The 13,555-nt window shown below is 40.7% G+C and carries 4 protein-coding genes; all 4 read left to right on the top strand.

The window, feature by feature from the left end:
* The first annotated feature begins 42 nt into the window (after positions 1–42).
* The 4 genes from BLP46_RS01990 (at position 43) to BLP46_RS02005 (ending at position 13,503) form a co-directional block, all read left to right on the top strand.
* On the top strand, positions 43–6,879 hold the full coding sequence (locus BLP46_RS01990) for a beta-ketoacyl synthase N-terminal-like domain-containing protein (protein ID WP_092974824.1): 6,837 nt from the start codon (positions 43–45) through the stop codon (positions 6,877–6,879).
* A gap of 24 nt (positions 6,880–6,903) precedes the next feature.
* Positions 6,904–11,580, top strand: a complete 4,677-nt coding sequence (locus tag BLP46_RS01995) for a beta-ketoacyl synthase N-terminal-like domain-containing protein (protein WP_092974827.1) — start codon at positions 6,904–6,906, stop codon at positions 11,578–11,580.
* Positions 11,581–11,786: 206 nt separating this feature from the next.
* Positions 11,787–12,713, top strand: a complete 927-nt coding sequence (locus BLP46_RS02000) for an ABC transporter ATP-binding protein (RefSeq protein ID WP_092974829.1) — start codon at positions 11,787–11,789, stop codon at positions 12,711–12,713.
* Positions 12,706–13,503 (top strand): hypothetical protein, encoded by a 798-nt coding sequence (locus BLP46_RS02005; RefSeq protein ID WP_092974832.1) that lies wholly within the window; start codon positions 12,706–12,708, stop codon positions 13,501–13,503. The genes BLP46_RS02000 and BLP46_RS02005 overlap by 8 nt, the downstream gene beginning before the upstream one ends.
* The last annotated feature ends 52 nt before the right edge of the window (positions 13,504–13,555 follow it).

Consider the following 13,555-nt stretch of genomic DNA (forward strand, 5'->3'; position numbering starts at 1 on the left):
ACATAAATATGCCAAAATGATTATATAAAGAGGCATTGCAAGATGGAAAATAATCAAAAACCAAATCATATTGATAACACAAACAAAAACCGATTGTGGGAACTTGCGGTCGATTATTTAAAAGACCAAATTTCAAAACAGACGAATATTTCAAAGGAAAGAATACGCAACAGGGATTCGTTGGACAGATACGGAATAGATTCTGTTGCGATAATGAGTATGACAAAAGCAATGGAAAGCGACTTGGGAAAGCTTTCAAAGACATTGTTTTTTGAATATAACACAGTTGATGAATTAGCTAAGTATTTGTTTGATAATAAACATACGGAGCTTGCAAAGTTGTTTGGCGCAGACGCAGGCGAAACTGCGGTGCCTGAAAAAAAGTCTGATGTAAAGTCAGCTGCGGGAATCGGCAAACTTGGAATAATCAAGAAAAAGGATTCTTCGGTGCCACAAAAGCCTGTAAAAAAAGCCGTTAAAAAGGGCAAGCCGAACTTAGCTGTTCTAAATAATCAATTTGATGACGATATTGCCATAGTAGGTGTAGCAGGAAAATACCCTATGGCTGATGATATTGATGAATTTTGGGATAACCTTAAAAACGGCAGAGATTGCGTGACTGAAATTCCCGATAAAAGATGGGATAACAGTGTTTATTATTCTGACAAAAAGGGAGATATAGGAAAGACCTATGCAAAGTGGGGCGGATTTTTAAACGATGTTGAAATGTTTGACCCGCTGTTCTTTAATATGACTCCGCTTGAAGCCGATTTTACAGACCCTCAGGAAAGGCTCTTCCTTGAAACAACCTGGAAAGCTTTTGAAGAGGCGGGCTATTCCAAAGAGGAACTGAGCAACAAAAATGTCGGCGTTTTTGTCGGCGTTATGTTCGGTTTGTATCAGCTCCTTGAAACATATGATTACGGGGCAAAGATGACCGGTAGGTGTAACTTTGCTTCAATTGCAAATCGAGTTTCGTACTTCTATAATTTTCACGGACCGAGCATTGCGCTGGACACAATGTGTTCTTCGTCGCTTACCGCACTGCACCTTGCGTGCAACAGCATTAAAAACGGTGAATCCGAGATGGCTGTTGTCGGCGGTGTAAACCTTATACTACATCCGAATAAATATGTTCAGCTTAGCCAGGGCGGATTTTTGTCAACTGACGGAAAGTGCAGAAGCTTTGGCTCGGGCGGTGACGGATATGTGCCCGGCGAGGGTGTCGGCGCAATTGTAATCGAACCGCTGAAAAAAGCTGTTGCGGACGGCAACCATATCTACGCCCTTATTAAGTCAACCGCTGTTAATGCAGGCGGAAAGACAAACGGTTACACTGTTCCAAACCCTGCTGCTCAGACCGATGTTATAAAAACGGCTTTGAAGGAAGCAGGTATAAGTGCAAGAACAATAAGCTATATTGAAGCTCACGGAACCGGAACAAAACTTGGCGACCCGATTGAAGTTACCGGTATGACCAATGCTTACCGTGATTACACCGATGACAACGGATATTGTGCGGTGGGCTCGGTTAAGTCAAACGTGGGACACCTTGAATCCGCTGCCGGAGTTGCGGCTATTACCAAGGTAATACTGCAAATGAAAAACAAGAGCCTTGCGCCGTCAATCCATTCAAGGCATCTTAACGAATTTATTGATTTTGAGGACACTCCGTTTTATGTACAGCGTGAACTCGGTGAATGGAAAAGACCGATTGTTGAAACCGACGGCAAGGAAGTTGAATATCCGAGACGTGCGGGCATAAGTGCTTTTGGCGCAGGCGGAGCAAACGCACATATTATAATTGAAGAATACTGCAATGATGAGGCAGTTAAGATAAATAACGAGAAAAAGCCGAGACTTTTTGTTTTGTCTGCAAAAACCGAAGATTGTCTTGAATCTTACGCTCAGGAAATGCTTGATTTTGTGTGCCGATACACAGGTTCGGACGAACTTCAAAAGGACAAGCAAAACGCACTCGGAACAGATGATTTTGCAGACATAATAAAGAACGCTGCCAGCAGTGTTTTGGGTATAAAACCAAGTGTTATCAGTGAAGACGATTACTTCTGTGACTTGGGCTTGGACAGATACCAACTGAGCAGTTTTTGCGACATAATAAAGGGCAAAACCGACAAGCCGATTTCTATTGATTTTATAACCTTACAGCCGACCGTTCATAAACTTGCAGAACATCTTTCTGAGAAACCCGAAACAAAAACCGAGGTTAATCATAAAGACGTTGACCTTGATTTGGACGATTTTGCCTACACATTGCAGCTTGGCAGAAGCGAGATGGAAGAACGCCTTGCAATAATTGCTTCCGATGTGTGGGAGTTGAGAGATTTGCTGTATGATTATCTAAACGGCAAATCAAACGGAAGTATTTTCTGCGGAAATACAAATAATTACACAGAGCAATTTGACGAGTTTGTAAAGTCGGACTCAGGTGTTGAGTATGCCGATAAATTATTGGCAGACAAAGATTACAATAAAATTGCGGAATTGTGGATTAGCGGCGTTTCGTTTGACTGGAACAAGCTGTACAGTCACAAAATGAACAGACTTTCGTTGCCTACATATCCGTTTGCAAAGGTTCGCTGTTGGGTAACGGAAAATACAGAAAGCGGAAGATTGGTTGAGGAGCAGTTCTTGCCTGTAAACAGAGTAAAATCCGCTTTGCCGAATTTTGTGCCGCATAATTCCGGAAACGTTGAAACTAAGAACATAACCGACGCCGAGCTAAGAAATATGGTTGTTGAATACCTTAAACAGGCATTTTCTGCGGTACTTAAAATTCCTGTTGAACAACTTCAGGAAAATGTGGACTTTGAGGCGTACGGATTAGATTCAATATACATAAATCAATTAAATACGTATTTTGAAAATTACTTTGGCAAATTGCCTTCGTCATTGCTGTTTACGTATAAAAATCTTAAATCTCTAAGCAAGTATTTTGTAAAAGAGCAGAGAGAAAAAGTGCTGAATGTCTTATTCGGCACAGAGAATAATTATGCAGTATCGGATTCTTCTTCGGCTGACGACCGTGTTGTTCAGGTTGAAAGTTATCCTCAATATAACGGCAATGAGGACGATGATATTGCTATCATCGGTATAAGCGGACAGTATCCGCAATCAAAGGATTTGGATGAGTACCTTGACAATCTTCTTAACGGCAAGGATTTAATTACGGAGATTCCGCCCGAACGCTGGGATTACAGGGATTATCCGGAAGTAAAGTGCAAGTGGGGCGGATTTATCAGCGATGCAGACAAGTTTGACCCGCAGTTCTTTAACATAACTCCGAATAATGCAAAATATATGGACCCTCAGGAGCGTATTCTTCTTGAAAAGGTTTGGAGCTGTCTTGAAGATTCAGGCTATTCTCCAAAAAGTCTTTGCAGTGACGATGAAGACGACACAAGAGGAAACGTTGCAGTTTATGTAGGTGTTTCGTTTAACACGTACGGACTTAACGGCGTTGAAGATAAGAGTATGCCGATAAACACACAGCTTTATTCCGTTGCAAACAGAATATCCTATGTGTTGAATTTAAAGGGACCGAGCCTTGCGGTGGATACAGCGTGTTCATCATCGCTTTATGCAATTCATATGGGTTGCGAAAGCATTATTCACGGAGAATGTGATATGGCTATTGCCGGCGGCGTTAACCTTTCACTGCACCCAAGCAAATATGTAACCCTTAATTGGGGCGGATTTTTGGCGTCTGACGGTCATTGCCGAAGCTTTGGCGAGGGCGGCGACGGCTATGTACCCGGTGAGGGCGTCGGAGCAATCTTGTTAAAGCCGCTGAAAAAGGCGATTGCCGACAACGACCATATTTACGGTGTAATTAAGGGTACGGCAGTAAATCACGGCGGCAAGACAAACGGATATTCTGTTCCAAACCCTGTTGCTCAGTCAGAGGTAATCAGAAAAGCATTGGGCAAGGCAAAAATAAATCCGTCAACAATAAGTTATATTGAAGCTCACGGCACAGGAACATCTTTGGGCGACCCGATTGAAATTGACGCTCTTACCGATGTGTTTAAAAAATATACTGACAAAAAGCAGTATTGTGCAATCGGTTCGGTAAAATCCAATGCAGGTCACCTTGAGGCTGCGGCAGGTATTGCTCAGATAACAAAGGTGTTGATGCAGTTTAAATCGGACACTATTTTCCCGAGCAGGCTTAATTCTGACAGCCTGAATCACAATATTCACTTTGAAGACACATCGTTCTATGTTCAGACGAGCGCACAGAAATGGGTTGTGGATAACAATCTTGAAAACCCCGAGGGGTTAATGAGAGCCGGAGTAAGTTCGTTCGGTGTTGGCGGAGTCAACGTACACATTGTGCTTGAGGAATACCGTGAACCCGAGAGAGAGAAAGCCGTAAAGAGCGAAACAACTTTGCTAATTCCTCTTTCTGCTCTCAGCAGTGAAGCTTTGGAGCGCAATGTTAAACAGCTCAGAACATTCCTCGAAGCAGAATCTCTGCCTGATATAAGAGATTTTGCATATACCTTGCAGGTAGGAAGAATTGAGCTTGCTTACAGAGTAGCATTTGCAGTACATTCATATGATGAATTAAAGAGTGTATTAGATAAATATATAAATAATGATTATAAGGACGATAAAAGAATATTTGCGGCAAAAGCCAAAAGTATAGTGGATTGTCCCGATAACAATATGCCGTTTATCATAAACAATGCATTGGATGAAACAATTCTAAGTGCAGCACGGTATTGGATAAACGGAAAATTAATTGATTATTCAAATCTCTATGTTGAATATGAACCTCACAGAGTTTCATTGCCTACATATTCGTTTGAAAAAGAGTCCTATTGGCTATATGAGAAAAAGGTTAGCAAAGCTACCGACGAAACAGAGACTTCCGAATCTGCTTCCGACGAGACCTCAGACATTTTGACAGATGACGCTCAGTCAGAATCCGTTGACGGTAGTCAGGCAGGAGGCATTGACCAGGAGTTTATCGAGTCGATAATGGATATGCCGCTTTCCGAGCGTATGGAGAATATGGTTTCATACATTCAGGATGTGTTTTCCGAACTGTTGGGATTTGCAGAGGGCAGGCTTCCTGACCCTGACCAAGGATTCTTTGAACTCGGTTTGGAATCAATTGAAACGACAAGGGCATATAACCGCCTGACCGAAATATTCGGTTTGGAACTGGATATGCAGTTGTTCTTCAATTACCCAAATATAAACAAGCTTTCAGATTATATTCTTGAATTGTTGGAGGAACAGGAATCTGCCGAGCAGCTTGATGATACAGAGGAAGAACAGGCTGAAAAGAGTATCGGCGCAGTTTACTTTAACGACAGCTGGATACCTGTTGTTCAGGAAAATAACAGAGTATCAATTGATGATGTTTTGGTATTCACAAATGACAGGGCAATGTTTAATGCTGTTAAGTCCGCCGACGGCAATGTTTCGGTAGGCAGAGCAATTCAAGTAAGACAGGGCAAAAAATTCGGTTACAACAGCAAGAACAGCTCGCTTACGGTTGCAGATGAAAATTCATATAATATGTTGTTCTCAACATTGGAAGACAAGGAAATCAAAGTTGAAAACATCGTGTATCTTTGGGACTTTGCAAAATCACAGGACGAAGCAGGAGACGAAAAGTCAGTTATCAACAAACTGTATGATACAATTTTGTGCGTAATGAAGTCTTTGATGAACACAAAGAACAAGTGCAATTTTGTGTTTGCGTTCAATTCTGAAAATACTGTAATTCCTGAAAAAGAAGCCGTTATCGGTTTGTTTAAAACAGTGCAGATAGAAAATCCCGCAATTTCCTGCAAGCTTGTTGAATTTACGGACAGCAATGCAGATTGTACATCGGTTGCAAACACCCTGCTTCAGGAGCTTACATATGTTGGCGGCGGATTATCCGTCAGATACAGCGAAGGTCAAAGGTATGAAAGCCAGCTTCAGGAAATCAAAAGCAATGACAGCAACGCTATTCAGCTCAGGAGCGACGGCGTATATGTTGTTACCAACTTTGACGGTGTGCTTGGCTTGTTGATTGCACGTTATCTCAGCAATACGAAAAACTGCAATGTCATAGTAGCAGGCAACAGAGACCTATCCGACGATGAGCAGGCTTACATTTCAAATTCGGCAATCGGCGACGGTTCGACAATAAATTATATAAATGCAAACCTGACCGATTACAGCCTTGCAAGCCGTTTTGTTGAAAAGGTTCACTCGGAATACGGAAACATTAACGGTGTTATCCATACTGCCGAAAGCGCAAGGGATAACAAAATATATATGAAAGACCTGTTATATTCTGAGCAGATTATATCCGAAAACTTGGTTTCGGCAATTAATCTTGACGCTGTGTTAAATGATGAAAAACTGGACTTCTTTATGTTAATCTCATCGTTCATAACACTGCTTGGTTACACGGGTCAGTCGGACTATTGTTATACAAGTCAGTATCTAAAGTCATTTGCGGATTACAGAAACACATTGTGCGGCGACAAAAAGAGATTCGGAAAGTCAGTTTCCGTTTTGTGGCCGTTCTACAAAGAGAGCAATGTTTTGTCCGGTGCAGAAACAGAAAAATGGTTTGAAAAGAGCTTCGGAATTTCGCCTCTGGATTCTGAACAGGGACAGGAAATTTGCGATACATTGTTCAAGTTTGATTACGACAGCATCGGCATTATGTACGGCGACATTGATAAAATTCGCACATTGTTTGGTTTTGCGGCTAATGATGTTTATGAGTACTTTGACGATTCTAATGCTGATTCGGAAGATGACGATGCAATTGACGAGGAGCTTAACGATATGAGCGAGGACGAATTGGCTGATATGCTCAAGAGTATGCTTGAAGAAGATTAATTGGTAAAGGAGAAATTTTAGGATATGACCAATAATGATAAGAGTGAATTACTAAAACAATCCATTTCTAAAATTAAGCACCTGCAAAATAAGCTTGCGCAGGCCAATGCCGAACTCAACGAAAAAATAGCTGTTATCGGTATGGCTTGCCGCTTTCCTGGCGGATGTAACAATCCCGAAGAATATTGGCAGTTTTTGAATGCCGGCGGAGACGGAGCAATTGAAATTCCTGCCGACCGCTGGAATATTGATGATTATTATGACCCAATGCCCGGAAAACCCAACAAGATGTATGTAAGAAAAAGTAACTTTCTTAAAAGGGATGTTTCTGAGTTTGACGCAAAGTTTTTTCAGATTTCACCCGCAGAAGCAAATGTTATGGACCCGCAGCAGAGACAGTTGCTGGAGGTTTGTTGGGAATCTCTTGAAAACGCAGGTCAAAATGCCGATGAATTAAAAGGAAGCAATACAGGCGTTTTTATTGGAATTTCAAGTAACGGCGAATACGGAAAACTTCCCCAGGATGAGTCAAAAATAAACCAGTATGTCGGTACCGGTAACAACTCAAGTATTGCCTCGGGAAGAATATCATATTATTTTGGCTGGAACGGCCCTGCCGTATCGGTTGATACAGCATGCTCTTCCTCAATGGTAACAACACATTTGGCTGCCGAATCATTGAGAAAAAGAGAATGTGACATGGCAATTTCCGCAGGCGTAAGCCTAATGCTTTCGCCGGTAGTAATGAGCTCGCTTTGTTCAATGAATGCAATCTCCGCAAACGGCGTCAGCAAACCTTTTGATGCAGACGGAAGCGGTTACGGCAGAGGCGAAGGCTGCGGCGTTTTGGTATTAAAGCGTTTGTCGGACGCACAAAGAGACGGCGACACAATATATGCCGTTATTGAGGGCAGTGCGATTAATAACGACGGTGCCAGCAGTGGCTTGACCGTTCCAAACGGAAAGGCACAAAAGAAAGTAATCGGAGACGCATTGGCAAATGCTAATTTAAATCCGAATGACATTGATTATATTGAGGCTCACGGAACGGGAACTCCTCTTGGAGACCCGATTGAGTTTGACGCAATCAAGGATGTGTATTTTGGCAAAAACGTTAAAAAGCGTGACCATGATTTGGTTGTCGGCGCTGTAAAAGGCAACATAGGACACTTGGAGTCGGCTGCTGCCGTTTCAAGTATCATCAAAGTTGTACTTAGCCTTACAAATCACGAGATGCCGCCTATTGCCAATTTTCACAATTTGAATCCGAGAATTGTTGTCGGCGATAATCCGATTGTATTCCCGACAAGCAGTATGCCGTGGAACTCAGTCAACGGCAAAAGAAGAATTGCCGGTATCAGCTCCTTTGGTTTCAGCGGAACAAACGGACATATGATTTTGTCGGAGTATGTAAGTGATGACAACGCAGAAGAGAGACCGATGGACAACCACATTCTCTTCCTCAGCGCAAAAGATGAGGAAAAGCTTGTTGAAAAAATCAAGTCATACAAAGATTACTTTAACACACATAAGGACTTGAATGTTGCAGATGTTTGTTTTACCACAAATGTTTGCAGAGTAAAATACAGACACTGCGCTGTATTTATCGGTAATACAATTCCAGAATTTATCAGTGAATTTGATGGAGTTCTTGAAAAATATGAAAAGGAAAAATCTATCTATATTTCAAAGGTAGAGCTGATTGGAAGCAGCCTTGGCGACGACAGACTCAAAGCAAAGCGCACATTGTTTGGCAATATAAGCGATTCTATATACACTTCGAGCGTTGACGATATGATTAAGCCGAAGCTTGCGTTTGTATTTAACGGCAAAGACGGAAATCTTATTGGTACAGCCTCAAAACTTTATGAAGTATTTGACTTGTTCAAAGAAGAAATGAACAACTGCTTTGAGTGCTTCAAAAATGTTTATAAAAACATTGAAAGTGACTTTAAAAATTTTGAAAAGGCAAATACAGATGAAAAACAAACCGACATTTTGTTATTCTCTGTTGAATATTCTTTGATTAAGCTTTTTGAAAGCTTTGGTATTGTACCTGAAATCACGGTTGGTGAAAAAGTCGGAGCATATGTTTCCGCAGTTACTTCGGGCATAATTGATTTAAAAGCTGCCGCCGATATGCTTATGTTTGAAACCGACGGAGACAATTCCGAGTCAATGACAGGCAGATTTGCGGATGTTGAATTCAAAAAGCCAAGATACAGATATATGTCGGCTGATTCGGGTGCAACTCTCAGAAGTACCGATGAAATCAAAAAAGATTTAATACAGCCTCATTTATCTTCAAAGGCTGATTACGAAAAAATAATGGATTCCCTTTATCAGCAGGGATACAGATTCTTTATAGAATTTGGAATTAACAGTTCAGATTCAAGTGATTGTCTGAATGACAAAGCTGACGTTGTAAAACTTGCTCTTTTGCAGAACGGCAATTCGCTTACAGAGATTTTACAGCTTATTGCAAGATGCATATGTCTTGGCGGTAATATTAAGTGGCGCGGATATTACAACGGCTACAATTACAAAAAGATACTGCTTCCTAACTATCCGTTCGGCAGAAATCACTATTGGATAACCCCTCCATGCTCAGACAGCGAGGGCTTCGGAACTGTCGGAAAGGTTAGCGAAAGATTTATCGGAAAACCGATTAACCTTCCGTACGCACAAAAGCAATATCACTTTGTATTTTCAAGCGAAAACTTCAGAGAAGTTGCGGACAACTCCGGTGTGGTACACGTTGGATATTATTTTGAAATGCTCAAAAATGTTATGGGTGACGCTTACGCCGATGAATCATACAGGGTAACAGATATGGAATTTGTATCCGCACTGATGATTTTTGAGGGTGAAAACAAGGAAGTGTTGCTTGTTTTAGAGCCTAATGAAGACGATTCGCTAAGCTTTAAGTTTTACAGCAAAAACGTTGAGCAAAATTCTTGGAATATGAATGTGAACGGCAAGATTGTAGAATCAGACAGCAAATACGTATCCGATATTGCGGATATTCCGAGCCTGCAAAAATCCTGCGGCAACGAAGAAGTTAACGGCGAAGACTTTTATAATATGCTTGAAGAGAAAAAGGGAATGTACTTTGGCGGTTCGGTAAGATGGATTGACAAGGTTTATCGAAGCGGAAACGAAGTTTTTGCAAAATTCCGTCAGCCTACAATTGAGGACGGCAACTTTAAATACGGGTTAAATATGAATCCGGGCATTGTTGACAGTGCGGCTCAGATTTGCAATTATATCGTAATGTGCGAAGTTCCCGAAAGCAAAAAGTACATGGTGTCAAGTATAAGCGGAATATCTTTCAGTGAAAGCGAAAACACTCCAAAAGATGTGTTTGGCCATATTGCAATGAAAAAGTTCGATATGGAAAACAGCGTTATTGAAGGTCAGCTTGAAATATTTGACGAAGCAGGCAACATTCTCATTAGAATTGATTCAATTGAACTCAAAGAGTTTGATGAAGAAAAAATGGGTATGCTTCAGGAAATGCTTGCGTCCAAGGGAAACAAAAACGGCAAGGACGACCACTTCCTGATGCAGTATATGAATGCTGAAAATGACAAGAAGATTGAACTGCTTACCGAATATGTGCGCGGCATTATGGCTGATGTTTTGGGTTGTAAGCCTGATGAAATCTCAATTGACGAACCGATAGACGATTTGGGACTGGATTCAATGAGCGGCTTGCAGTTCTTTAATAAAACGGTAGAATTGCTCGGAGTTGAAATTCCGTTCTCGGATTTGGCTCAGTGTAAGAACCTTGTCGTAGTTGCCAAAAAGGTAAGCCAGCTGCTTCCGGGCCGTGTAAAGGTTGACCTTGACGAAATTGAGGAAGACAACGAAGAAGCAGTTGACGATATGAGCGTTGAGCATTGGATTTATAACTATAAGCCAAATCCAAAGGCAAAGTTAAGATTGTTCTGCTTCCCGAACGGTTTCAGAAGCGCCGATATGTTTGACGAATGGCAGAAAAAGCTTGGTGATGATATTCAGGTTTGTGCAATTATGATTCCCGGACTTGACATTCAGAGAATAAAAGAAAATGCGCCTACCGACGTTAACAAATTTGTTGAAAAACTTGAAAAGGTATTGGAAGACGCTGGATTGCTTGACGTTCCGTGTTCATCTTTCGGACACAGCTGGGGTTCCCTGTTCTCTTACAGACTGGGATACAAGCTTTCACACAATCCAAAGGCTGATTACAGAAAGCTGTTTATATCGGGTTACACAAGTCCGCAAATTAAAAACTCAAGTATAGTTAAAATTCTTAATGAGATTAAACCGCAGGGCTTTAACCGTATTCCTGAGTATAGAGAAGTCAGAGACGACCCTAAGGCAATTGACGTTATTGCAAAAGCGTACCAAAAGGTTTGGGATTACGACGAGAGCAGCACAAAGGCAATATTGCCGCTTCTGCTGTCGGCTTGCTGCATTATTGACAGATATGAGCATAATCCCGATGAGAAATTTGAAGTGCCGATTGTAGGTTTCCACGGCATTGACGACTATATTGTAGACATTGATGAAATGAATGCATGGGAGAATATTACTTCGGATTCGTTCAAACTTTACACAATGGCAGGCGACCATCAGTTTGTTAATGAGAACCAGTCCGAAGACAGATTGATAGGGCTTATCAGGCAAGAAATTGACGAATTTGTTTCAGATTAATTGCATATATTTTTCGCAAATATTTTTCCAAATACTATATCATATTTTGTTTTAATATGGTATAATAAGTCTGCATTATTCGTTCTGTTTTTTAATTAAGTACACAAAATGTTTACGGCAAAACAAGGGAGAATTTTTATATAATTTGCTTTTTTGTGTTTTCTTACAAATAATGTGGAACGGGTTACTTGAATGGAGGTAATATAGTGTCGAACTATGTGTTAAAAACAACAAACTTATGTAAGTGTTTTAAATCATATAAGGCCTTGGACAATGTATCTGTTACTTTGGAAAAAGGAAAAATCTATGGTTTAATCGGAAAAAACGGTGCCGGCAAAACAACTCTTATGAGAATTGTTTCGGGACTCAGTTATGCAACCGAAGGCACAATTGAATTGTTTGGTGCTTCAAGCGCCAAAGAATACAACAAGCAACTGTCGAAAATCGGTACGCTGATTGAATATCCGAGCCTTAACGGAAGAATGACCGCAAAGCAGAATATTAAGCTTGTTAAAATTATGAGAGGCATAAAAGACAAGTCGGTTGATGACGAACTGCTTGAAATGGTCGGACTTGGCAGTGTTGACCCAAAGAAAAAGGTTAAGGATTTTTCCCTTGGTATGAGGCAAAGACTCGGAATTGCAATTGCAATGCTGACAAACCCCGAACTTTTGATTTTGGACGAACCTGTAAACGGTTTGGACCCGGTTGGTGTTGTTGAGATACGAAATCTTATCAAAAAACTTAACCAGGAAAAGAATATTACGGTTTTGATTTCAAGCCATAATTTGCCGGAACTGTATCAGACCGCAACAGATTATATTATTATTGACAAAGGCGTTATAAAGCAAACATTAACGCTTGACGAACTTGAAAAGAAATGTGAGCATTATCTTTCAATTACTTGTGACGATCCCGATAAGGCAATAAAGGTAATTGAAAATGAACTCGGAACAAAGAAATACAAGAGAATGCAGGATGGAAGCATAAGACTGTATGACTTTGTGGACGAGAAGCAGAAGGTATCGGATGCTTTGTTTAATAATCACATAAAGGTTTATGAATTCTCACGCCTTGGTGAGACTTTGGAAAATTACTTTTTGAGCGTTATAGGAGAGAGCGGAAATGTTTAATTTAATTAAAGCAGAGCTTTATAAAATGTCTAAGATGACATCTATATATATCAGTTTTTTGATATGCTGTGTTAGTGCGATAGGCGTTACATATGTTTTGTACGGAATTAACCAGGGAACATTTGAGCTTGAGATGAGCACAAACGTTTCATTGCTTGGAGACAGTATGTTGGTTTCCTTGTTGGGAGGTATTTTGTCGGGTGTTTTAATTGCCGGAGACTTTACCAACAAGAACATTCACAGCCAGATTGTTTGCGGCAAGGGAAGACTGGCAATTATTTTGTCTAAGTTCTTTGCCTTTGCAATCGGAATGGTATTTATCACTCTGCCTTATGTAATCACATCTGTTATTGGTTTTGCTACCGAAATGGATTGTCACGACCTTATCGGTGTTCCGTCTCAGTTTATGGACGTTTTGACAAATGCCGACGGAGTAGAGGTTAACGGCGGTCACATAGCAAAAGCTGTTCTTGTCGTTTTACTTATAGTATTTCTCTATATTGCAAGGCTCAGCATCTGTATTCCGGTTGCATTTAAGACCAAAAAGACTATCCCGGTAATTATCACCGGATTTGTATCGGCATTCTTGTTTGACATTATTTCTTCTGCCGTTAGCAGTGTTGACGGAATTTCAGATTTCTTCTCGGCTTTGCCGTACTCAATGATGACAGAGTGTACAATGAGTGTTGACACAGAGGGAGTAATTAAGATATTAATCAGCGGCATTGTATTTACAGCAGCAATGCTTGCAATTACATTTGCAATGTTCCGTAAGGACGAAGTAAAATAATTTTAATCTCGTTTAAATTTAAATGAATTATTTTTAACAGTTGGGAGGGAGT

It is taken from the genome of Ruminococcus sp. YE282, from assembly GCA_900101355.1.
GTDB classification, from domain to species: Bacteria; Bacillota; Clostridia; order Oscillospirales; family Acutalibacteraceae; genus Ruminococcoides; species Ruminococcoides bromii_A.

Coding starts and splice junctions, on each gene's coding strand:
- BLP46_RS01990 (WP_092974824.1), top strand. CDS start 43: ATGGAAAATAATCAAAAACCAAATCATATTGATAACACAAACAAAAAC.
- BLP46_RS01995 (WP_092974827.1), top strand. CDS start 6,904: ATGACCAATAATGATAAGAGTGAATTACTAAAACAATCCATTTCTAAA.
- BLP46_RS02005 (WP_092974832.1), top strand. CDS start 12,706: ATGTTTAATTTAATTAAAGCAGAGCTTTATAAAATGTCTAAGATGACA.